This is a genomic window from Yaniella soli (assembly GCF_054782375.1).
Genome location: NZ_BAAGSP010000038.1, coordinates 1 through 22364, shown reverse-complemented (window position 1 = coordinate 22364; position 22364 = coordinate 1). Strand labels below are relative to the sequence as shown.

Here is a 22364-nt window from a genome sequence, read left to right as displayed (position 1 = left end):
GGCCCGCGGCTTCCGAAACCCCCACAACTACCGACTCAGAATGTTGCTGATCGCAGGCGGCCTAGACCACCAACCCCACCCTTAAACCGGAAGAGCCGGTATTATGGCCGGCTCGCCGTGCCCGGATGAAGTCATGCGCAAAGTGATTGACACGATGAATATGGAAGACGTCACGATCTGCTACGGCATGACAGAAACGTCGCCGGTCTCCATGCAGACACGACCGGATGATGACCTGAGTCTTCGGGTCTCAACGGTTGGTCGGCCAAGTCCACACGCCGAGATTAAAATCACCGACCCCGCAACCGGGGAAACACTACCAATAGGCAGTGCGGGAGAACTTTGCACACGCGGCTACCTCGTGATGCAGGGGTATTGGGATCAAGACGAAAAAACGGCCGAAGTGCTCGGTGACGACGGCTGGATGCGCACCGGAGATGTAGCACGCATGGATGACAACGGCTATGTTCAGGTGACCGGTCGAATGAAAGACATGGTCATCCGTGGTGGTGAAAATATTTACCCACGTGAGATTGAAGAATTTCTGTATACCCACCCGGATATTCTCGATGCCCAGGTGATCGGGGTACCAGATGAGCGATACGGTGAAGAACTCATGGCCTGGGTCCAATTGCGTAAGGGCGCAGAAAAACTTACTGCCGAAGCCCTGCGGGAATTCGCGCTCGGTTCGCTCGCGAAATTTAAAATCCCGCGCTACGTGCACGTCGTCGAGGAATTTCCCACCACCGTCACTGGAAAGGTGCGCAAAGTTGAAATGCGTGAAACCTCTGTTGAACTGCTGGAACAAGGTGATGTGATCGATGATTATCGGGCAGCCAGCGTGTAGTACAGGGGCAATAGTTCTTCGGTGAAGTACTGACGTCTTAGACTAGATGGGGTCGAAACTAAACAGTTTCGACCCCATCGTTATGAACTCTTGGTTTTAGAACTAAAGGCGTGTACCTCCTATGACGGATACTTCAGATCTCCCACCGGAGATTTCACCGGTCGATGACGCGGCCGTAGAGCAGGCTGTTGAAGCCGCCCTGGCAGCTTTTGACGCAGCGGATTCTCTTGATGCACTCAAAACCGCCCGCATCGCGCATACCGGTGATAATGCACCATTGACCCTTGCGAATCGACTCATCGGAAAACTGCCGAAAGAACAAAAAGCTGATGCCGGAAAACGCATGGGACAAGCCCGAGGAAAAATGGGGAAGGCGCTTGCCGCACGTGAAGCCCAGCTGACTGCCGAACATGAGGCACGGATGCTCGTCGAAGAGACCGTCGATGTGACCACAGCAGTTCGTCGCCGTCGCCATGGCGCCCGCCATCCGTTAGAACTGCTTCAAGAACGAGCCTCCGATATTTTCGTTGGCATGGGGTGGGAAATCGCCGAAGGCCCCGAACTCGAATCGGAGTGGTATAACTTTGATGCGCTGAACTTCGCACCGGATCATCCTGCACGTGAAATGCAGGACACCTTCTTTGTGGAACCCGCAAATTCCCACCTGTTGCTGCGGACTCACACCTCTCCGGTACAGATTCGTGCCATGCTAGAGCGCGGCGCGCCGACGTATATTTTGGTACCGGGTAAAACCTTCCGTACCGATGAACTAGACGCCACTCACACTCCCGTGTTCCACCAGTTGGAAGGCTTAGCCGTGGATAAAGGGCTGACGATGGCGGACTTGCGCGGCACGCTAGAGTACTTCGCGACCTCAATGTTTGGCGCAGATGCTCGCATTCGACTACGTCCAAACTTTTTCCCGTTCACCGAGCCGTCGGCCGAACTAGATGTGTGGTACCCCAATGCTAAAGGTGGGCCCCAATGGGTCGAGTGGGGCGGCTGCGGTATGGTGCACCCACAAGTCCTACGAGCCGCAGGCATCGACCCGAATGTGTACTCCGGGTTTGCGTTCGGCATGGGTGTGGAACGCACACTGATGTTCCGCAACGGTGTCACCGATATGCACGACATGATTGAAGGCGACGTGCGTTTCTCAACGCAATTTGGAATGGAGATTTAGTCCCAGCATGCGTATCCCATTATCTTGGCTGCGTGAATATACGCAGTTGCCAGCACAAACCACTGCCGAAGAACTCATGGCAGACCTGGTCAAAGTCGGTCTCGAAGAAGAAGACGTCCACCGCTTTGAACTCACCGGCCCCATCGTTGTGGGCAAAGTGTTAGAAAAGAGCGCCGAGACACATTCCAACGGCAAAACTATCAACTGGACTCAAGTCCAGGTCGTCCCCGATGGCCAAACCCAAACACTTGAAGGCAAGGGTATTGACCCATCCGGGGTGCAAGGTGTGGTGTGTGGCGCCCATAACTTCGATGTCGGCGATAAAGTCATTGTCGCGCTGCCGGGGGCCGTGCTGCCCGGCAATTTTGCTATCTCTGCACGCAAAACCTACGGGCACACTTCTGCCGGCATGATTGCCTCGGCAGCCGAGCTCGGACTGGGGGAGGGACATGACGGGATTGTGGTCCTGTCTGAATGGGGCCTTGACTCGGAACTTGGTAGCGATGTGCTTGAGCTGTTGCATCTTGATGACGAGGCAGCAGAAATTAACGTCACTCCGGACCGCAGTTACGTTTTGTCGCTGCGCGGCGTTGCCCGTGAATACGGCCATGCGACAGGCACCGAGACCACTGATCCAGCCGATGCTATGGAGGCCCCCGAGCCGAATGCCAACGGCTGGCCTGTGCGACTGTCAGATGCAGCACCCATCCACGGGGCTCCCGGTGCCACACGATTCGTAGCGCGTCGCGTGGATGGGCTTGACCCAGCCGCGGCCACACCGTTTTGGATGTCGGCGCGACTGCGTCTTGCTGGGATCCGCCCGTTGAGCTTGCCCGTGGATATTTCCAACTATGTGATGCTGGAACTGGGTCAGCCACTACACTTCTACGACGCCGAAAAATTGACCGGTGGGATTGTCGTGCGTCGAGCCAACGACAATGAAACACTCGAAACCCTAGACGGTAAGCAACGTAGTCTGCATGCCGAAGATCTCGTCATCGCCGATGACACCGGCGCCATCGGAATGGCCGGCGTTATGGGTGGCCTTGCAACCGAAGTGAGCGACGAGACCACGTCAATCCTGATCGAGGCTGCTAACTTCGATACCGTCTCCATCTCGCGCACCCAACGTCGCCACCGGTTGCCATCGGAGGCATCCAAGCGCAACACCCGCGGGGTCGATTGGAACATAGCTGATACCGCAGCTCAACGCGCAGCAGAACTGCTCGTGGAGCTAGCCGGTGGAACGATTGACGACGGGGTTACCGACGTAGGGGAGCAGCCACAAGCCGCCACGGTTCGACTCCGGGCGGATTATCCCGCCAAACTGGTCGGCTATGACTATACCGAAGACCAGATCGAAGAAGTATTGCAGGCGCTGGGTGCAGACGTCATGCAGCAGCGCGATCAAACCGATGGCACCACGATCTTTATCGTCACTCCACCATCCTGGCGGACCGATCTCGAAATTCCCGAAGACCTCGTGGAGGAAGTCGCCCGTCTTGTGGGCTATTCATATATACCCGCGACACTGCCCATCCCACCACCGGGACGCGGGCTCACCGCATCTCAGAGACTACGACGCCAGGTCTCGAATGCGCTCGCCGGTGCCGGACTGGTCGAGACACTGTCCTACCCCTTCGTTTCAGTAGCGCAGAATAAGACGTTCGGTGCAGCCGACGAAACCGCTGCGGAAGTACAACGGATGGTCAAATTGGCGAACCCGATCTCGGCTGAATACGGTTGGCTACGCACCACCATTCTGCCTGGTTTGTTGGAAACCCTGCGTCGCAACGTCTCACGCGGATTCCGTGATGTGGCCCTCTACGAATCTGGTCTCGTCTTTCTCCCCGGAGAACGCACCGGTTCCGTCGAGATGCCACCTCTTGGCCAACGTCCCGCTGATGCGGTACTCGAGGAGCTCCAAGCCGGCATCCCACAGCAGCCGCACCGAATCGCTGCCGTCTTTGCTGGCCACGACTCGGCTGCCGGGCCAGGGCACGTTCCCCGTATCTATGACTGGCAGGATCCCATTGGCGCAGCCCTCGATATCGCCGATGTCGTTGGAGCCGAACTTAGTATTCGTCAGGCAACGCACCACGCATTCCATCCCGGTCGCACCGCGGAGCTTGTGGTGGAGAGCCACGTCATCGGATATGCCGGCGAGCTGCTACCGAAATTGGTCGATGAGTGGGATCTTCCGCAACGCACCGTCGCGATGGAACTCGACCTTGGTGCGCTGATTGCGGCCGCTCCGGCTGTTGTTGAAGCAGCGCCGGTCGTCAGTTATCCTGCTACGTATCAGGACGTTGCACTGGTGGTGGAAGACACTATTCCTGCAGGAGACGTACAACAAACATTGCAGCAAGCCGCCGGTGCGTTACTTGAACATATTGGTCTGTTCGACGTGTACACGGGTAGCGGAGTTGAAGACGGCAAGAAATCATTGGCGTTCAACCTGCGCTTCCGTGCGGATGATCGAACACTAACCGCAGATGAAGCCTCTGAAGCGCGGATGTCAGCCATCAGCGCTGCGGAGGCGGAACACGGAGCTGTACTACGGTGACACCACCCTGGGAATTGCGCGACCCGGTGCCAGACCACCCACGCGACAACTCGAAACGTCGACGGCGACAAGCGGCTACCACAGTGATTGCACTGCTGGTCGTCGTTGGCATGGTTGGTACAACCGTGCTTTCGCTGTTCTAAAACACGCCATAAAACATTGCACCCGATGTAGCCACGATCATCGTGGCTACATCGGGTGCAGTCGTCTCGCGCGTGTGGGTGCTATGGCTGTATCTATTAATTCCGTTTAGCGGTTTTGCGCAGGTTCATATGGCCGCTTGCCGACCGAAATGCATAGGGGCGATGCCGAGATCGCATCCAAATCCTTCCAGTGTTGCTACCCAAACGCACCGGTTTGATACGCGGGCTGGCTGTGGCTAGGTGAGGTTGAGGAAGTCGCGCAGTTCGGTAAAGGCGGCCTGGATGATGGTGTAATAGGCCCATTTACGGCGTTGTTCCCGGGTGAGCAGTCCTGCCTCGACGAGTCTTTTCAGGTGGTGGCTGATCGTGGGCTGGCTAACATCCAGCACGTCGATGAGATCACACGCACACACAGATTCACAACCCTGGGCCGCCACATGAGAGAGGATGCGCAGCCGGGTGGGATCGGAGAGGGCTTTGAGTTTGGCTGCCATCCGGTCCGCGGTCGCCGTGTCGAGGGGGCTGCCATGTAGCGAGCAGCATCCACTTGTGGGCGAGAGGAGACGTTCTGGTGCATTTTCGGTCGCGGTCATGCCTCCAGCATACATTGACGTTTATCGATATGGCAGGCTAATGTGTGTCATCGATAGACAACCATCAATATGAGGATGCTGGAATTGTGACTACCGCCGTCAACGTGCCGGATACTGCTCCGGTCGTGCAGAAACTGTCCTTTGTGGACCGATGGTTAGCCGTCTGGATTTTGCTGGCTATGGGTGTGGGCCTGGCGTTGGGCCGTTTTGTGCCGGGGCTGAACACCATGTTGGATTCGCTGAGTATTGGTGGCATTTCGCTGCCGATCGCTATTGGCCTGCTGGTGATGATGTATCCGGTGTTGGCCAAGGTCCGGTATGACGAAACGCACCGGGTTACCGGGGATCGGAAACTGCTGATCTTGTCGCTGGTGTTGAACTGGGTGGTCGGCCCGGCGTTTATGTTCATCCTGGCCTGGGTGTTTTTGCCCGATCTGCCCGAGTTTCGGACCGGGTTGATCATTGTCGGGTTGGTTCGGTGTATCGCGATGGTGTTTATCTGGAATGACATGGCCTGCGGGGACCGCGAAGCCGCCGCCGTGCTCGTGGCGATTAACTCGGTGTTTCAGCTCATCGCCTATGGTGCGTTGGGCTGGTTCTATTTACAAGCCCTACCGTCCTGGCTGGGACTAGAAACGACCTCGGCGCAGTTTTCCCTGGGAGCCATCGTGACGTCGGTGCTGGTATTTTTGGGCGTCCCACTGCTGGCCGGGTTTTTGACGCGAACCTATGGCGAAAAAGCCAAGGGCCGCGCCTGGTATGAGGACAAGTTTTTGCCCAAGATCGGCCCCTGGTCGCTCTACGGACTGCTGTTTACCATCGTGTTGCTGTTTGCCATGCAGGGTGAGGCCATCACTTCCCAACCCTGGGACGTGGCCCGGATCGCGGTGCCCTTGTTGATCTATTTCGTGTTGATGTTTCTGGTCAGTTTCTTCGCCTCCAAAATGGTGGGCTTGAACTATGCCAAATCAACCTCGGTGGCGTTTACCGCCTCGGGCAATAACTTCGAACTGGCCATTGCCGTGGCCATTGGTACTTTTGGCATCACCTCCGGCCAGGCCCTGGCCGGGGTCGTCGGCCCCCTGATTGAAGTCCCGGTGTTGGTTGGTCTGGTCTATGTGGCCCTGTGGTTGGGCCGCCGACTGTTCCCCAACGATCCTACCGTCCCTGTTCCTACGACACAGAAAGTCATCTCATGACCTCCCCAGCCCACCCCAGCGTGTTATTTGTATGCGTCCACAACGCGGGCCGTTCCCAAATGGCTGCCGGATACCTCCGGCAGGTCAGTCGCGGTCGCATTGACGTCCACTCCGCCGGATCAGCCCCGGCTGATCAGCTCAACCCGATGGCAGTGGCCGCCATGGCCGAAGAGGGCATTGATATCACTGCGGCCACCCCGCAGGTGTTGACCCCCGAGACGGTGCAAGTCTCTGATGTGGTCATCACCATGGGGTGCGGGGACGTGTGCCCGATTTATCCGGGCAAACGCTATGAAGACTGGGACCTAGACGACCCCGCAGGACAACCCCTCGACGTCGTCCGCGGCATCCGCGACGATATTAAGTGCCGCGTCACCCGGTTGATTGCGGAGCTCACCTCGGATGCACAAGGAACAACATCGTGAAGTTGAAACGGTCGTAGAAGGAGTTTCAGGTGTTTCAATAGGTAAAGGACGTTATGACCAAGACGGGACCGGCAGAATTTTTCGCATTTTTCTTAAACTGAGGGTCACCTCGCTTGGGGGACCCGTGGGGCATCTGGGGTATTTTCGGGAGGAGCTCGTATCGCGGCGGCGGTCGATTACCGAAGAGCACTACGGGCAATTGGTAGCGCTACGTCAGTTCTTGCCGGGCCCTGCCTCGAGCCAGGTTGATTTTGCTTTAGGGCTGCTTCGGGACGGATACCTGGGTCGCCTTCGGCGCTGTTGCTGGTGTTGTTTGCCATCGGTGCAGTGAATCTGGACGGTCCCGTGGAGCAAGGGCTAGTTATTTGCTTGAAAGCAGTGGCCGTTGCGGTGGTCGCTCACGCAGTCTGGGGGATGGCCAAGGTGCTGACCCCTGATCTAAGGCGCTTCCTCATTGGGATCGCTGCGGTGGCACTGGTGTTGTTACTTCTTGGGAATCTGGGACAACTTATCGCCATTGGATTCGGGGTCATCGCCGGCATTGTATGGTGTTGCAAACTAATGGGCGCACAGGCTGCACCGTTGAAGGTGGCGATCTCCAAACGTGTGGGCGTTATGAGAGCTGGACTATTCGCAGCACTGTTGATCGGGTTGCCGGTGCTTACAGTCGTCATAGAGAACCCGTGGGTGAGCCTGACCGATGCGATTTATCGCGCCGGGGCCCTGGTATTTGACGGCGGGCACGTGGCCTCACCGATATTGCAAGCGGAACCTGCGGTTCTGGAATGGTCAGCCAAGATCAGTTCCTTGCGGGGTACGGGGCCGCATACGCGGTACCCGGGCCATTGGAACGTGTGCCAATAGGTTAGGGTTTTCGTGCGGGTCGATTGTCCCAGCGGTGGGTTGTCCAAGCTTCGCGTACGAGTCGGCGGATAATGATGATCGCGTTGGCTAACGCGATGAAGGCATCATTGACCTGGTACCGACGTTCCGTGTTGATCAGGAGTTTCTTGAAGCCTTGGGTGCGCCAGCACTGGTGCGTTCCACAACTTCAGGCGAGACCGAAAATCGAAGCTGCAAAATCCCGCCAAATGAAGTTAACAGTTACAGCTATGGCACCAGCACAGTTTTGCCCGTCGTCTTACGGGCTTCCAACGCCCGATGGGCGTCCGCAGCATCTGCCAGGTCGTAACGCTGATCAACACTGAGCTGCAGTGCACCTTCGGATAGCCACCCGAAGATCTCTTGTGCACGCCAGGCTACTTCGTCTCCCGTGCGCGTGTAGTGCGCCAAACTTGGACGGGTCGTGAAGAGGGCGCCTTCGGCGTTGAGTCGCTGCAGATCAAACGGCGGCACCGGTCCGGACGCGGCACCGAACAACACAATCATGCCGCGAACACGAACCGATGCTAATGACGTATCAAAGGTGTCAGCGCCCACCGCGTCGTAGGCCACGTCGACGCCTACACCATCGGTGACTTCGTGAAGCTTGTCGCCGAAGTCGTCATAGGAAAAGACACCATGCGCACCGGCAGCCTCGGCAATTTTGCGTTTTTCATCGGTCGAGACCACCGTGTACACATTTGCTCCAAGATGCTTACACATCTGCGTCAACAACTGGCCAACGCCGCCCGCACCGGCGGTCAAGAATACGTTGTCTCCTGCAGAAACCTCGTAGGTGGAACGACACAGATAATGGGCCGTCATACCTTGCAGTGGGACAGCAGCCGCTTCAACGAGATCGAGCGTGTCAGGTACCGGCAACAGCTTGTCAGCGGGGGCGACAAAAAACTGGGCGTACGTCTCGGCACCGGAAGCTGTCGCGACACGATCACCAACCGTCACATTGCCGACCTGGTCACCAACAGCCACCACGGTTCCCGAGGCCTCAGAGCCGGGGATGAAAGGGTAGGGCACATCATAAAGCCCGGAACGCTGATACGTTTCAATAAAATTCAGCCCAGTTGCCGCGGTCTCAATCAAGACCTGGTTGGCAGAGGGCAGTGGGACAGGTACTTCACGCCACTGGAAATTCTCAGGGCCACCAGCTTCGGTAACCACCGCAGCTTGCATCATTTCAGGAAGTTCAACAGGAGTTTGAGTCATGGTTGCTACGCTACATTCCAGGTGCTTGCATCACCAGAGTTCCACCACTGCATAATTATTACACGTACTGCATATTTTAGTGTTAGGGTGGGTTCATGACTCTTCGTGTAGCTGTTTCAGGAGCCAGTGGCTACGCCGGCGGTGAGGTCCTACGGTTGTTGACCTCGCACCCGGAAGTAGAAATTGGTTCAATTACCGCCCATTCCAATGCTGGCCAAACACTTGGCAGCCTCCAACCGCATCTGCATACGCTGGCCGATCGCGTCCTCGAGCCTACTGACGTCGAAGTCTTGCGAGGCCACGACGTGGTGTTCTTGGCGTTGCCACACGGCGCGTCTGCAGAGATTGCTGCAGAACTTTCTGATGACACGCTGGTCATCGATGCCGGTGCTGATCATCGCTTGGAATCGACCCCCATGTGGGAGAAATTTTATGATTCGCCGCATGCTGGGACCTGGCCGTATGGTCTCCCAGAGCTTCCGGGTCGCCGAGAAGAATTGGTCGGGGCGAAACGTATTGCCGTGCCGGGCTGTTACCCGACCGGTTCTCTGCTGGGACTTGCGCCGGGCTTCACCGACGGCGTATTGGAAGCAGACGATATTGTCATTGTTGCGGCTTCTGGTACTTCGGGTGCCGGAAAAGCATTGAAACCACATTTGCTGGGCTCCGAGGCGATGGGAAGTATGAGTCCATATGGTGTGGGTGGCACACACCGCCACACCCCGGAAATAGTCCAGGGATTGTCCTGGGCGGCCGGTCGAGATGTGAGCCTGTCATTTACTCCAACCCTGGCTCCCATGCCTCGCGGCATTCTGACCACCGCCACCGCGAAATTTAAGCCCGGTTTGTCTGTTGCTAACATTCGTGCTGCATGGGAAAACGCCTATGCGCAGGAGCAGTTCGTCCATCTGCTGCCAGAAGGCCAGTGGCCCTCCACCAAATCGGTGCTGGGTTCCAACCACGTCGTCATGCAAGTGGCTGTAGATGAAACCGCTGGTCGTGTCGTTGTTGTGGCTGCCGTTGACAACCTCACAAAAGGTACCGCTGGTGGTGCGGTGCAATCGATGAACATTGCCCTTGGACTAGCTGAAGAAACCGGTCTCACCGGACAAGGAGTCGCGCCGTGAGTGTCACGCAACCAGCAGGTTTTACCGCATCGGGTGTTGCAGCCGACATCAAGAGTTCTGGTGGACTCGACCTCGCGCTGATCGTCAATAACGGGCCACGATTCGACGCTGCCGGAGTGTTTACCACCAACCGCATTTCCGCTGCACCGGTGCGCTGGTCTCAAGCAGCTCTGGAAAATGGTCAAGCCAAAGCCGTTATTCTCAATGCGGGCGGTGCGAATGCGTGCACGGGCACTCCCGGAGATGACGATGCCGCAGCCATGGCGGGCCACACCGCCCAGGCCCTGAATATCGACGCACAAGACGTCCAAGTGTGTTCAACCGGACTCATTGGTGAACGCCTTCCGATGGACAGCGTCCTGGCAGGTATCCCACGGGCAGTTGCAGCCCTCGATACCAACGGCTCAGAAGATGCCGCCAAAGCCATTATGACCACGGATACTCGGCACAAGGTTGCCGCAAGTACTGGCCAAGGGTACTCGGTAGCGGGCATGACCAAGGGTGCAGGCATGATCGCTCCGGGTATGGCCACGATGCTTGCCGTGATCACCACCGACGCTGTTGTTGATGCAACCCTGGCACAGCAGCTCCTAAGCGAAGCGGTTCGCACGACCTTCAACCGCGCTGATTCCGATGGCTGTATGTCTACCAATGACACCGTGGTCCTCATGGCATCGGGCGCGTCCGGTGTGACTCCGGATCACGACGAGGTCCAAGAGCTCATTCGTGACGTATGTGCCTCGCTAGCTCGTCAAATAATCGGCGATGCCGAAGGCTCCACCCGAGACATCGCGGTCACGGTCCACGGTGCGGCATCCGAACAAGACGGGGAAACCGTGGCACGGACCGTGACCCGTTCCAACCTGTTCAAAACCGCAATGTTCGGCAAGGATCCTAACTGGGGCCGCATCATATCAGCGGTGGGGACTACCGACGCGGTGTTCGATCCAACCACCATCGATGTCGCTGTCAACGACGTTATGGTCTGCCGCAATGCCGGTATTGGCGAAGATCGCAGTCTCGTGAGTTTTGACGACCGGGAAGTGACTGTCGATATCTACCTCAAAGCCGGCGAACACGAAGTCACCGTATGGACCAATGATTTGTCCTACGACTACGTCCGAGAAAATGCCGAATACTCCTCGTAGAAGAGCCACATGACAACAACACCACGCGACATATCCGGAGCATCTGAAAAGGCTGCAGTCCTCGTCGAGGCACTTCCTTGGATTCAAAAATTTGCCGGCACCACCATGGTCATCAAATACGGTGGCAACGCCATGATCTCCGATGAGCTCCGAGCAGCCTTCGTCGAAGACATGGTCTTCCTCCACCACTGCGGCATCCACCCGGTGGTAGTCCACGGTGGTGGGCCACAGATCAACACCATGCTGGACCGACTCGAGATCGAATCCGAATTTCGTGGTGGACTCCGAGTGACGACCGAAGAAACCATGGAAGTCGTGCGCATGGTGCTGACAGGCCAAGTTGGACGGCAACTCGTGGGGCTCATCAACTCACACGGCACCTATGCCGTCGGGTTGTCGGGAGAAGACGCCGACTTATTTGAAGCGCACCGCACACAACACGTCGTCAACGGCGAGCCAGTAGATCTCGGCCTTGTCGGAGACGTTGTGAATGTCAACACCGGTGCCATTACCGACCTGATCGAAAATGGTCGTATTCCCGTCGTGTCATCGGTTGCCCCAGAGTTTGATGAGGAGACAGGGCAGCCAACCGGTCAGGTCCTCAACGTCAACGCCGATACCGCCGCGGCAGAATTAGCCGGCGCCCTCGGGGCCTCGAAGCTAGTCGTGTTGACCGACGTCGAGGGGCTCTACGGCAACTGGCCAGACCCGGAGTCGTTAATAACGTCGATCAGCGCAGATGCATTGCGCGGCATGCTCGATGAGCTGCAATCCGGCATGATCCCCAAAATGCGAGCCTGTCTCAGTGCGGTTGAAGCGGGCGTCCCACAGGCCCACATCGTTGATGGCCGCCAAGCACACTCGATGCTGCTCGAAATCTTTACCACTGCCGGTGTCGGCACCCAAGTCACACCATAGGAGCCTCCGTGACACAGAATGTACTGGACCGCTACCAGCGGACCATGACCAACATGTTTGGTACCCCATCCCGGGCCTTAGTGAAAGGCGAAGGCGTCTATGTTTGGGATGCCGACGGGAACCGCTACACCGATTTCCTCGCCGGGATCGCCGTCAACGCACTGGGCCACGCCCACCCCGCACTGGTCGAAGCCCTGACACAACAGGCGACAACGTTGGGACATATCTCCAATCTGTTCACCTCGCTGCCCCAGGTGGCGCTCGCTGAACGGCTCACCGAGCTCGCAGGTACCGCTGACGGCGCGTGTTTTTTCGCGAACTCCGGGACCGAAGCCAATGAAGCAGCTTTTAAACTGGCGCGTCGCTATGGCCACTCCACAGGCGGCAAGCGCCATAAGATCATTGCCCTGGAAAATGCCTTCCACGGTCGTACCATGGGCGCGCTTGCGTTGACATGGAAACAACAATATCGGGAGCCCTTTGAACCACTGCCGGGCGGGGTCACGTTCGTGGCGGCAGGTGATTTTGCTGCGCTGGACGCAGAAGTGGACGACACGGTGGCAGCAGTTATCATCGAGCCGGTTCAGGGTGAAGCTGGAGTCAGGAACTTTCCTGACGGTTATCTGCAACAGGTGCGTCAGGCATGCGACGAGTACGGTGCCCTGCTGATCTTTGACGAAATCCAGTCTGGTATTGGTCGAACCGGCACATGGTTTGCGTTCCAAAACCCCGCAATCACGGGCTCAGATGAGCCGATTGTGCCCGATGCGATGACCTTGGCCAAAGGCCTTGGCGGTGGTATGCCAATCGGTGCACTACTCACCTTCGGCCGTGAAGTCTCGGAGTTATTTACTGCTGGCCAACACGGGACCACCTTTGGCGGAAACCCATTGGCCACAGCCACCGCTTTGGCAGTACTCGACACCATCGAGCATGACGGACTGTTAGAAAATGTCAGTGCAGTTGGGGACTACCTTGCCACCAGTCTCCGAGCTCTGCCCGGTATCAAAATGGTGCGGGCCTACGGATTATGGCAGGGGATCGAGCTGGATACCGAAGCATTAGCACAGCAGGGACAGTCACTGCCAGAGGGCGGACTTGCCCCCAAAGTCGTATCGAAAGCTTTGGAATATGGGTACATCATTAATGCCACCGGTGAGCTCACCTTACGTTTGGCGCCGCCGTTAATTATTACAAAAGATCAGGTCGAGCCACTGCTTCGGGACCTGCCGAACATCATCGCCGACGCGGTAGCTGACGCGAACTAGCCACCCGGACCCCTCAAGGAGCGGCAATATGCCGAACACCCCACGCCACTTTTTGGTAGACACGGATCTCACGCCGGCAGAACAAGCCGAAGTGCTCGACCTTGCCGCGACCATGAAGGATCACCGCTTCGACTTCAAGCCTCTTGCCGGCCCACAAACCGGCATCGTGATGTTTGATAAGACTTCAACCCGAACCCGTATCTCCTTTGCTGCTGGACTGACAGAGCTGGGCGGCAATCCACTGATTATTAATCCCGGCGAATCACAGCTCGGTCATAAGGAGTCCATCTACGACTCCGCCAAAGTCTTCGAACGTATGGTCTCTGTTGTCATCTGGCGCACTTATGCACAGTCAGGCATCGAAGAATTAGCCGAACACTCGGTCATCCCCATCATTAACGCACTCACCGATGACTATCACCCGTGCCAAGTGTTGGCCGATCTGCAAACGGTGCGTGAACATAAGCGCTCAACCCACGGACTGGTGATGACCTACCTCGGAGACGCCGCGAACAACATGGCAAATTCGTATCTTCTGGGTGGAGCTACCGCGGGGATGCACGTCCGGATTGCAGGCCCTGAAGGGTACCTCCCAGACGAGAAGATCGTGGCTGCAGCGCAACAGCGAGCCCAAGAGGCCGGTGGATCCATTCTGGTGACCACCGATGCAACGCAGGCGCTTGCCAACGCTGACGTTGTTGTGACCGACACGTGGATATCGATGGGGCAAGAAGAAGAAACCGAGATGCGCCTCAAACTCTTCAAAGAGTACTCGGTCGATACAGCGGCCATGCAGCAAGCAGCCGATGACGCGATCTTTTTGCACTGCCTGCCAGCATATCGGGACTACGAAGTGTCCGCTGAGGTCATTGATGGCCCTCAGTCGAAGGTCTTTGACGAAGCCGAGAATCGATTGCATGCGCAAAAGGCGCTGATCGCGTGGTTGCTCTATGCTTCAGGATTGGCCGAGATTCCGACAGAACTGTCGCTACCGCAGGCTGAAACATCCCGAATAAAAGCACAATAATCATGACTACTCCGCTGACCAAGGCCGCCCGACAACACGAGATTCGGACTGTGTTGAGCGTCGAACAGATTCGGTCACAGGCCGAATTAGCACAAGCCTTAGAACAGCGCGGCGTTTCGGTCACCCAAGGAACGTTATCTCGTGATCTCGTTGATATCGGCGCAACACGTGTTCGTACTGACAACGGTCACATGGTCTATGTTGCTACCGACGGTCCGGGCCGATCGCACGGTAGCGCGGCTCAGAGTTCGAATACAGCCGATAGCAGGCTGTCGTCGCTCTGTAGAGAGCTCCTTTTGTCAGCCGAAGGCTCGGCGAACATTGCGGTGCTGCGCACTCCGCCTGGGGCAGCACAGTTTTTGGCCGCTGCTATCGACCAGGCGAGGTTGGGTAGCGTGCTTGGCACCATCGCCGGCGACGACTCGATCATGGTGGTCACACGACTGCCTGAAGGCGGATCAGCGGTCGCTGCTGAATTCATCGGATATGCAGAGCAAGATCCACGAGTATAGGTGTATTAAAAAATCTTGGTGCTCGGAAAACCGAGCACCAAGATTTCTCGTCTGCGCCTACGAAAAGCTTGCTATTAGAATTCCCAGTCGATGTCAGCGATTTCTTCTTCTGGCGGCGCTTCGATCGGCTCAACGCTGTCATAGTCAGAGAATGTAAAGACCGCGGTAGCGTCCTCGGTACTTGCATCCAGCTGGAGCAGCTCGTTGGATTCTTGGGAAAAGTAGAATGACGCGGTATCAGCGCCAGGTGCGACTTCAGTTTCTACTTGGCCTGTGGCTGGCACATCGTATTTATAGACTTGTTGGCCATCGAGTTCGGTCTCTTCGACTTCCACGGCTTCCAATTCTTCTTCGGAGAGATTATCAATGAGACTAAACACACCGTTGGACATCTCGTCGAATTGGGCGGTCACCTCGTCGACCCCCATGAGGTCAGACTCCGGAGTTTCAATCCACTGACCTGCGGCATCTTCACCCATCCCGAACAGCGAACCCGCTTCTTCATCCTCGAATTCGTACTTCGCGTAGGCAGTGGATTCATCGATGACAAGTACTTCGATGTTGGCGCCTTCCATTGCTACCGCGATACGGAAGTTCGTTTCGTTCGACTGGCCAGAATATTCCATTGATGAGAGGCCTTCGCCCAGTAGGTTATCTGGGTCTTCCATGGTGAACGTCAATGAATTCGCTTCGTCCATGGATTGTTGAGCGCTCTCAGAAATTTCTGTGAGCTCTGGTGGTCCACCACCACAAGCAGCAAGGGTCCAGGCAGCTACAACGCCCAGTCCTGTAGCGGAGAGCCAGCGAGTCGGTCGCGACATGGTCTTGGTCAAAGGAAGCTCCTAAGGTGTGAAGTGCAATGTACAGCAGAGGCTGCTGGACATATTCAGGTATGCGTTATTGGTTTTCTTCGGGAGAATCGGTTGCTGGATGATTTTCATAAGCCGCGAGAAATTCGCCCATCTTCTTCAGGCCCATGGCGGTAATTGTGGCACGCGCTGACTGCGACCCGAGATCAGGATCCGCACCTGCATTCAGCAGCGCTGTAGAGATTTGCTCATTTTGCATGAAGATCGAGCTCGTCAGGGCTGACTGTCCTCGATTATTCATCGCGTTGACATCGGCATCGCGTTCAATGAGCGCATCTACCACCGCGGGTTGTTCTCGGTAGGCTGCCAAAATGAGGAATGTGTCCCCATTGTGATTGGTGAGATTTACCGGAATACCCTGATCTATTGCAGAGGACAAGGCTAACACTTTACCTTCGCGGGCATAGTCAAATAATGAATTGAGGAACTCAATTTGTTCCTCCGATAGAGCGGGTTGGTCTGCAGCGTGGTTGTCAGTCATATACGTAGTTTAGACAATTTCTCCGGTTGCCGGTCGAGGAGTCAGAGAAGCCTTCCAGCTGACCATACGTGTTGTGAGCGGTTGCAGAGGAACAGCACCGTAGAGTTGTTGGTAGTTTTGAAGCGACGAAATATTGAAGGGAAGAGGTTGCAACATATGTCTGATGGTCAATCACATGGGACAAACGAAGGTTCGCTGTGGGGTGGACGGTTCTCGGACGGTCCCGCCGATGCACTTGCGGCGTTAAGTAAATCCACAGACTTTGACTGGCGTTTGGCTAGTTACGATATCGCAGGGTCACGTGCGCACGCCCGTGTGTTGAACAGATCCGGTCTTTTAACCGATGCAGAGCTCACTGACATGCTGGCCGCCCTGGACCAGTTGGAACGCGACGTACTTGATGGGACCTACGTGGCAGCTGAGTCGGATGAAGACGTCCACGGTTCGCTGGAACGTGGACTGCTCGAAAGAGCGGGAGAAGCGCTCGGCGGGAAACTGCGCGCAGGACGGTCTCGCAATGACCAGATCGCAACGATGGGTCGCATGTTCCTACGCGATCATGCTCGCAGCGTCTCCGAACGACTCTTAGAAGTCGTTGATGCACTCATCGCACAGGCGGAAGCCCACCCCTATGCCCCCATGCCGGGTCGCACGCACTTGCAGCATGCTCAACCCGTCCTGCTCTCACATCATTTGCTGGCTCACGGATGGGCATTCGTTCGCGACCTACAGCGGTTTGTCGACTGGGATCGGCGCGCGGCGGTAAGCCCCTACGGTTCAGGAGCGCTAGCAGGTTCTTCGCTGGGATTGGATCCAGTCCCAGTGGCTCACGATCTGGGCTTCGACTATGCAGTGTGGAACTCGATCGATGGCACAGCATCCCGAGATGTCTTTGCAGAGTTTGCCTGGATTGCCTCAATGGTCGGGGTGAACCTGTCACGAATTTCCGAAGAGATTATCTTCTGGGCCACCAAAGAGGTCAAATTCGTCACGCTGCACGATGCGTATTCCACCGGTTCCTCGATCATGCCCCAGAAAAAGAACCCGGATATCGCCGAACTGGCTCGCGGCAAGTCTGGTCGTCTACTGGGCGATTTCACTGGGTTGATGACCACGCTCAAAGCGCTTCCGTTGGCCTATAACCGTGACCTACAGGAAGACAAAGAACCGGTCTTTGATGCGGCCGACACATTGGAACTGTTATTGCCTGCTTTTGCTGGCCAAATCGCTACGCTGACTTTCAACACAGAACGTATGGCCGAATTGGCGCCCGAAGGATTCGCGCTCGCAACCGACATTGCCGAATGGTTGGTGCGACAAGGGGTTCCGTTCCGCAGTGCGCATGAACTTGCAGGTGAAGCCGTCCAGGCAGCAGAAAATCGCGGTGTCGAGCTCTGGGACCTAACCGACGAAGAATACGCGAATATTTCTGAACACCTCACCCCAGAGGTACGAACCGTGCTGTCCACCGAAGGCTCGCTGAACTCGCGATCATCACAGGGTGGTACCGGGCCTGAGGCAGTACAACAACAGCTAGCAGAATTTAAACGGCAGTTGGCTGAACTTCGTGAGTTTGTGGCCACAAATCCTACTGGCTTGCGCTAATACGCCAGTAGACTGGAGGGTCGAAGTGAGCCGATCGCTCGCATGTGAGTGCGAGCAGTAAAGGAGCCTTGGTGACCGACCAACAAGGGTCAACCAATAACACCTCGCGGTACGACGAGGAATTGAACGCTGAACGGGATTACGTGGCGACGCTTTATGGTCGCCTCGACGGGTTACGTGCTGAAAAACAAGAGCAACTGACGCGTATCCAAGCACAGGGGTTACAGGGTTCCTATCAGAACCAGTCAGAACGAGACTCATTCGCCAACCTCTATCAAGATCGCATCAACCAGCTCAACGCGGTAGATGACAGACTCGTTTTTGGGCGTTTGGACACCGACGACAATGCCAGCCGTCACATCGGCCGCATCGGGCTCTCTGATGACCAACGCACCAGACTGTTAGTCGATTGGCGTGCACCGGAGGCCGCATCGTTCTACCAAGCTACCGCGGCGAACCCTCGTGGCGTCGAGCGTCGTCGCCACATCATGATGACTGGTCGGACCGTTGAATCATTCGAAGACGACGTGTTGAACCCCGGCGAGCACGAGGCCTCACAAGCATTGCTTTCGGCGGTCAGTGCCCCACGGACCGGGGTCATGGGCGACATCGTAGCGACCATCCAGCAGGAACAAGACGCAATTATCCGTGACCAAATGCGCGGGGTGCTCGTTGTTCAAGGCGGACCGGGAACAGGAAAAACCGCGGTGGCGCTCCACAGAGCTGCGTATCTGCTCTATACCCACCGCGACCGACTGGCCAAAAATGGTGTGCTACTCGTTGGCCCGTCAGAAGCATTCATGAACTACATCGACCAGGTACTGCCCTCACTAGGGGAGACCGGTGTTGTGATGAGTTCGGTGGGTAATCTCTACCCCGGCATCGTGTCAGTTGGTGAAGTTCAGCCGGAGATCGCTGAAATCAAGGGCCGCGCGATCATGCAAAAGGTCGTCGAAAACGCAGTGAGTCTGCGGCAGCGTTCGATCCCTGAAACAACCTGGGTTCATGTTGATGGCATCGACCTCAGGGTCCGTCCTAGCCAGATCCGGCGTGCGATTCGTCATGCTCGCGAGTCTGAGCGGCCGCATAACCAGGCCCGTGAAGTGTTCGTCGATCACATGGTTCGCATGTTATACGACCAACTGCGCGACATTGTGAGTCCCAAACGGCAAGACGGACTCGTGAACAAAGCTGATCGGTCGTATTTGCGCCAAGAGATTCGCCAAGCCACAGACGTCCGGCGTCTGCTGAATATGTGTTGGATGCCACTGAGCCCCACCGGGATGATTGATGAGTTGTTGTCAAAACCCAAATATCTGGTCGACGCGGCGCCCATGCTGTCGGCTGACGAGATTCGGCTGCTCCTTCGCGCACCAGGTCATGCTTTTACCGAGTCGGATGTTCCACTGATTGACGAGGCGGCCGTAGCACTCGGTGATCTCGTCGACGAGGCCCCTGAAGCTACGCAGTCCTGGAAACAGCGGAACTTGGACACGGCAGAAGCTGCACTCGACAACATGCATTACACCCTGGAAGATATTGGTGTCGACGGCGTAGTCACGGCCGAAATGCTTGCTGCTGCACAAGAGCCAGAGACAACCTGGGGATCTGTAGCTGACCGTGCCCGAGCGGATCGAACCTGGACCTATGGGCATGTGATCGTCGATGAAGCCCAAGAATTAACCCATATGCAGTGGCGCATGTTGTTTCGCCGCTCTCCGTTGCGTTCTTTCACAATTGTTGGAGATCTTGCTCAGGCCTCTGGCGCATATGCCAATACGGACTGGGGAACAGTCCTCGAACCATTTGCCGGCACAAACTGGCGACTGTCGGAACTGACGGTAAACTATCGAACCCCCGCGCGCATTACAGACGCTGCGGCAGCCGTTGCGAAGCGAGCAGGCCGACCAGTAACCACCCCCAAGGCCTTACGCCAAGGAGAGTTTCCTCCGCAACTCATCCACACCGATGCCACGGCTCAGCATGACAGTCTGCTGCAAGTTATTGAAACACAGCTGAAACGCATACCCGGTGGGCTCGTGGGCGTCATCAGCACCGAGCAGGATTCCCAGCAGCTGGCTCAAGTCCTCAACAGCCACTATCCGGATCGGGTCTGGACCGGGACTGGGCGACGTCGACATCGTGATGTCGCCTTGGCTACCGCGCAACAGGCCAAGGGATTGGAATATGATGCCGTCGTAATCATCGAACCGCAGCACATCGTGGCCGCAGCAGGTGGTGCGGTCGGAGACCTTTATGTTGCCATGACTCGGGCCACCCAAACACTCACGATGATCACCACGGCTACGGAAGACCAGTTACCAGCTGGGCTAGACGACATATAGGCCGAAACCTTTCATCCGCGCGCAGAGAAGCTGGTAATTTGAACAGCGTGAGTAATGAACAGTTTTTGAGTCGACAAGCCAACGATCCTTCCTTTGAGAACATTTGGCAAGAATTGCAGTGGCGAGGCCTCGTGCAGGTATCGACCGACGACGCCAGGTTGGAACAAGCCTTAGCCGGGGACCCAATAAACTATTACTGTGGATTCGACCCCACAGCAGCTTCCTTGCACCTGGGCCACCTCGTACAACTCCTGGTGCTCCGCAGGCTGCAACTCGCTGGACATTACCCAATAGCCTTAGTCGGTGGTGCCACCGGCCTAATTGGTGACCCGCGCCAGACCTCTGAACGCAGTCTCAACACACGAGATACGGTCGACGGCTGGGTGACATCATTACGTGAACAAATCGAACACTACTTATCGTTCGAAGGCGCGAACGGTGCCACTATGGTGAATAACCTGGACTGGACCGGTGGGCTTTCGGCTTTAGATTTCTTACGCGATATAGGTAAGCACTACCGTGTCGGCACCATGATCGGCAAGGAAATCGTAGCCTCACGTCTGGAATCTGACGAGGGTATCTCCTACACCGAGTTTTCGTACCAAGTCCTGCAGGGCATGGACTTCATGGAGCTGTACCGTCGGCACAATGTCACGCTTCAGACAGGTGGCTCGGACCAATGGGGCAATCTGACATCTGGCACGGAACTGGTCCGAAAAGTCGAAGGTGAGCATGTGCACGCCTTCGGCACACCACTGATTACCAACGCGGACGGCACAAAATTCGGAAAATCTGAAGGCAACGCTATCTGGCTCAACGCAGACATGTGCTCTCCGTACACCTTTTACCAGTTCTGGGTGAATACTGCCGACGCCGATGTGATCGACCGGCTGAAAGTCTTTACCTTCCTGACCCGCGAGGACATTGCCGACTACGAACAAAAAGTTGCCGACGAACCATTCCGACGTGAAGCTCAACGGCGTCTGGCGTGGGAAGTGACTTCCTTGGTCCACGGAGAAGATCAAACTCAGCGAGTTATCGACGCCTCTGCCGCACTCTTTGGACGAGGTGAGCTCGAGACGATCGACGCGCCGACGCTCGAAGCAGCAGGAACGGAACTTCCAACAGCACAGCCGGATGCACTGAGCGATGAGTTCACCATCGTAGACATGCTGGTGGCAACCGGTCTCGAAAAGTCGAAGTCATCAGCCCGTCGCACAGTGAACGATGGCGGAGCATATTTGAACAACACGAAGATTGAAGACCCAGAGCAGTCGTTTAGCACGGCAGATGCTCTTCACAGCAAATACTTTGTTGTTCGTCGCGGGCGGCGCAACCTTGGATTTATCAGCCTCGACGTAGCAAAATCTTGAGAACTACATCACAAAAACTGCTGTGAGGCGGACAAAAACAGAAGAAATCATCCATGATCGGCGGATTCATGCGGAACTCAAGAGGATTTCGCATCGTATCCGCCGATTTTGCGTTTGAAATGAAGCTGTGTATAGTTATCTCTCGTGCCCAGGGCAGACCGGAGACGGGAAGCGCTGAGACACAGAAGTTCTTTTTAGAAAAAATATATAGCGATCCCGATGAGGATGAAGTGGAATATCGCTTCTGACTGGGAGATACTGCGATTTGAAAAGCAGATCGAATTCAGGTTATAGTGAGAATCCGCCTTCGAAAACGAAGGTATTCATCGAGTTGACAAAGTGATTAGCTTTCATGCTAAGCTGTTGATTCGGTCCTGATCGAAAACGAAAACTAACGAGAAGCGCAAATCTTCTCGCTGCGTTGAGTTCAATCATAACTACTACGTTGTAGTTTTTCCAGCAATAAATGCTGTGATTGATGTCACAACTTGCGAGTTTGACTTTGTTCTTTGTTTTGGTTTAGTGTTGTGTTCTGCACTGTGTTTGGTGTGGTTCATGGCTTGTTTGTGGATCGTGTGTTTTCACTGCCTGGTGGTGGCTCTGCGTTTGTGGGGTTGTTGGTGGGTGTG

General features: G+C 56.2%; 20 protein-coding genes and 2 pseudogenes. 17 read left to right on the top strand and 5 right to left on the bottom strand.

Annotation, left to right across the window (positions count from 1 at the left end):
* Positions 1-91: 91 nt before the first annotated feature.
* From ACYVJT_RS14090 to ACYVJT_RS14075, 4 genes and pseudogenes are all read left to right on the top strand, one after another.
* Positions 92-847 (top strand): annotated as a pseudogene (locus tag ACYVJT_RS14090) (AMP-binding protein); the annotation flags it as partial.
* A gap of 121 nt (positions 848-968) precedes the next feature.
* Complete coding sequence (pheS, locus tag ACYVJT_RS14085) at positions 969-2030, top strand: phenylalanine--tRNA ligase subunit alpha (protein ID WP_343957971.1); 1062 nt, start codon at positions 969-971, stop codon at positions 2028-2030.
* A 7-nt stretch (positions 2031-2037) separates the two neighbouring features.
* Complete coding sequence (gene pheT, locus ACYVJT_RS14080) at positions 2038-4596, top strand: phenylalanine--tRNA ligase subunit beta (protein ID WP_343957969.1); 2559 nt, start codon at positions 2038-2040, stop codon at positions 4594-4596.
* Complete coding sequence (locus tag ACYVJT_RS14075) at positions 4593-4739, top strand: hypothetical protein (protein WP_343957967.1); 147 nt, start codon at positions 4593-4595, stop codon at positions 4737-4739. Before pheT ends, ACYVJT_RS14075 begins: the two co-directional genes overlap by 4 nt.
* A 236-nt stretch (positions 4740-4975) precedes the next feature.
* On the opposite strand, the gene ACYVJT_RS14070 is transcribed toward ACYVJT_RS14075, so the two are convergent.
* The gene (locus ACYVJT_RS14070) at positions 4976-5332 is read right to left on the bottom strand and encodes an ArsR/SmtB family transcription factor (protein WP_343957965.1); all 357 of its coding nucleotides are present in this window, start codon (positions 5330-5332) and stop codon (positions 4976-4978) included.
* Between the two features lie 86 nt (positions 5333-5418).
* On the opposite strand from ACYVJT_RS14070, the gene arsB reads away from it, so the two are divergent.
* Genes arsB through ACYVJT_RS14050 form a run of 4 tightly spaced genes read left to right on the top strand, consistent with a single transcriptional unit; the run spans position 5419 to position 7820 of the window.
* The gene (gene arsB, locus ACYVJT_RS14065) at positions 5419-6531 is read left to right on the top strand and encodes an ACR3 family arsenite efflux transporter (RefSeq protein WP_343957963.1); all 1113 of its coding nucleotides are present in this window, start codon (positions 5419-5421) and stop codon (positions 6529-6531) included.
* On the top strand, positions 6528-6956 hold the full coding sequence (locus tag ACYVJT_RS14060; RefSeq protein ID WP_343957961.1) for an arsenate reductase ArsC: 429 nt from the start codon (positions 6528-6530) through the stop codon (positions 6954-6956). The genes arsB and ACYVJT_RS14060 overlap by 4 nt, the downstream gene beginning before the upstream one ends.
* Positions 6934-7287: a chromate transporter gene (locus tag ACYVJT_RS14055; RefSeq protein WP_343957959.1), complete on the top strand. Its 354-nt coding sequence runs from the start codon at positions 6934-6936 to the stop codon at positions 7285-7287. Before ACYVJT_RS14060 ends, ACYVJT_RS14055 begins: the two co-directional genes overlap by 23 nt.
* Positions 7263-7820 (top strand): chromate transporter, encoded by a 558-nt coding sequence (locus tag ACYVJT_RS14050; protein ID WP_343957957.1) that lies wholly within the window; start codon positions 7263-7265, stop codon positions 7818-7820. Before ACYVJT_RS14055 ends, ACYVJT_RS14050 begins: the two co-directional genes overlap by 25 nt.
* Before the next feature lies 1 nt (position 7821).
* Here the strand turns inward: ACYVJT_RS14050 and ACYVJT_RS14045 are convergent.
* Together ACYVJT_RS14045 and ACYVJT_RS14040 are read right to left on the bottom strand one after the other, a co-directional pair.
* Positions 7822-8006: pseudogene (locus ACYVJT_RS14045) on the bottom strand (IS5/IS1182 family transposase); the annotation flags it as partial.
* Between the two features lie 60 nt (positions 8007-8066).
* Positions 8067-9062: a quinone oxidoreductase family protein gene (locus tag ACYVJT_RS14040; protein WP_343957955.1), complete on the bottom strand. Its 996-nt coding sequence runs from the start codon at positions 9060-9062 to the stop codon at positions 8067-8069.
* Between the two features lie 95 nt (positions 9063-9157).
* Between ACYVJT_RS14040 and argC the strand changes: the two genes are divergently transcribed.
* Genes argC through ACYVJT_RS14010 form a run of 6 tightly spaced genes read left to right on the top strand, consistent with a single transcriptional unit; the run spans position 9158 to position 15062 of the window.
* Positions 9158-10189 (top strand): N-acetyl-gamma-glutamyl-phosphate reductase, encoded by a 1032-nt coding sequence (gene argC / locus ACYVJT_RS14035; protein ID WP_343957953.1) that lies wholly within the window; start codon positions 9158-9160, stop codon positions 10187-10189.
* Positions 10186-11337, top strand: a complete 1152-nt coding sequence (argJ, locus tag ACYVJT_RS14030; protein WP_343957951.1) for a bifunctional glutamate N-acetyltransferase/amino-acid acetyltransferase ArgJ — start codon at positions 10186-10188, stop codon at positions 11335-11337. The genes argC and argJ overlap by 4 nt, the downstream gene beginning before the upstream one ends.
* A 9-nt stretch (positions 11338-11346) precedes the next feature.
* Positions 11347-12255 (top strand): acetylglutamate kinase, encoded by a 909-nt coding sequence (argB, locus tag ACYVJT_RS14025; RefSeq protein ID WP_343957949.1) that lies wholly within the window; start codon positions 11347-11349, stop codon positions 12253-12255.
* A gap of 8 nt (positions 12256-12263) precedes the next feature.
* The gene (locus tag ACYVJT_RS14020; RefSeq protein ID WP_343957947.1) at positions 12264-13523 is read left to right on the top strand and encodes an acetylornithine transaminase; all 1260 of its coding nucleotides are present in this window, start codon (positions 12264-12266) and stop codon (positions 13521-13523) included.
* A 28-nt stretch (positions 13524-13551) separates the two neighbouring features.
* Positions 13552-14550, top strand: a complete 999-nt coding sequence (argF, locus tag ACYVJT_RS14015; RefSeq protein ID WP_343957945.1) for an ornithine carbamoyltransferase — start codon at positions 13552-13554, stop codon at positions 14548-14550.
* Between the two features lie 2 nt (positions 14551-14552).
* Positions 14553-15062, top strand: coding sequence for an arginine repressor (locus tag ACYVJT_RS14010; RefSeq protein WP_343957942.1), 510 nt, complete (start codon positions 14553-14555; stop codon positions 15060-15062).
* A gap of 74 nt (positions 15063-15136) precedes the next feature.
* Here the strand turns inward: ACYVJT_RS14010 and ACYVJT_RS14005 are convergent, their stop codons facing one another.
* Together ACYVJT_RS14005 and ACYVJT_RS14000 are read right to left on the bottom strand one after the other, a co-directional pair.
* Positions 15137-15895 carry a LolA-like protein gene (locus ACYVJT_RS14005; RefSeq protein WP_343957939.1) on the bottom strand — a complete coding sequence of 253 codons (759 nt, stop codon included), beginning with the start codon at positions 15893-15895 and terminating at the stop codon, positions 15137-15139.
* A gap of 64 nt (positions 15896-15959) precedes the next feature.
* Positions 15960-16412, bottom strand: coding sequence for an ankyrin repeat domain-containing protein (locus ACYVJT_RS14000; RefSeq protein ID WP_343957937.1), 453 nt, complete (start codon positions 16410-16412; stop codon positions 15960-15962).
* Positions 16413-16568: 156 nt separating this feature from the next.
* Here ACYVJT_RS14000 and argH point away from each other — a divergent pair, with 156 nt between their 5' ends.
* The 3 genes from argH to tyrS all read left to right on the top strand — a co-directional run bounded on the left by argH (position 16569) and on the right by tyrS (position 21735).
* Positions 16569-18017, top strand: coding sequence for an argininosuccinate lyase (gene argH / locus ACYVJT_RS13995; protein ID WP_343957935.1), 1449 nt, complete (start codon positions 16569-16571; stop codon positions 18015-18017).
* 71 nt (positions 18018-18088) lie between these two features.
* Positions 18089-20362: a HelD family protein gene (locus ACYVJT_RS13990; protein WP_343957933.1), complete on the top strand. Its 2274-nt coding sequence runs from the start codon at positions 18089-18091 to the stop codon at positions 20360-20362.
* A 47-nt stretch (positions 20363-20409) separates the two neighbouring features.
* Complete coding sequence (gene tyrS / locus ACYVJT_RS13985) at positions 20410-21735, top strand: tyrosine--tRNA ligase (RefSeq protein ID WP_343957931.1); 1326 nt, start codon at positions 20410-20412, stop codon at positions 21733-21735.
* Positions 21736-22364 lie beyond the last annotated feature (629 nt).

Coding starts and splice junctions, on each gene's coding strand:
- ACYVJT_RS14000 (WP_343957937.1), bottom strand. CDS start 16,412: ATGACTGACAACCACGCTGCAGACCAACCCGCTCTATCGGAGGAACAA.
- ACYVJT_RS14070 (WP_343957965.1), bottom strand. CDS start 5,332: ATGACCGCGACCGAAAATGCACCAGAACGTCTCCTCTCGCCCACAAGT.
- ACYVJT_RS14060 (WP_343957961.1), top strand. CDS start 6,528: ATGACCTCCCCAGCCCACCCCAGCGTGTTATTTGTATGCGTCCACAAC.
- argF (WP_343957945.1), top strand. CDS start 13,552: ATGCCGAACACCCCACGCCACTTTTTGGTAGACACGGATCTCACGCCG.
- argC (WP_343957953.1), top strand. CDS start 9,158: ATGACTCTTCGTGTAGCTGTTTCAGGAGCCAGTGGCTACGCCGGCGGT.
- ACYVJT_RS14055 (WP_343957959.1), top strand. CDS start 6,934: ATGCACAAGGAACAACATCGTGAAGTTGAAACGGTCGTAGAAGGAGTT.
- pheS (WP_343957971.1), top strand. CDS start 969: ATGACGGATACTTCAGATCTCCCACCGGAGATTTCACCGGTCGATGAC.
- ACYVJT_RS14010 (WP_343957942.1), top strand. CDS start 14,553: ATGACTACTCCGCTGACCAAGGCCGCCCGACAACACGAGATTCGGACT.
- argH (WP_343957935.1), top strand. CDS start 16,569: ATGTCTGATGGTCAATCACATGGGACAAACGAAGGTTCGCTGTGGGGT.
- ACYVJT_RS14040 (WP_343957955.1), bottom strand. CDS start 9,062: ATGACTCAAACTCCTGTTGAACTTCCTGAAATGATGCAAGCTGCGGTG.
- pheT (WP_343957969.1), top strand. CDS start 2,038: ATGCGTATCCCATTATCTTGGCTGCGTGAATATACGCAGTTGCCAGCA.
- argB (WP_343957949.1), top strand. CDS start 11,347: ATGACAACAACACCACGCGACATATCCGGAGCATCTGAAAAGGCTGCA.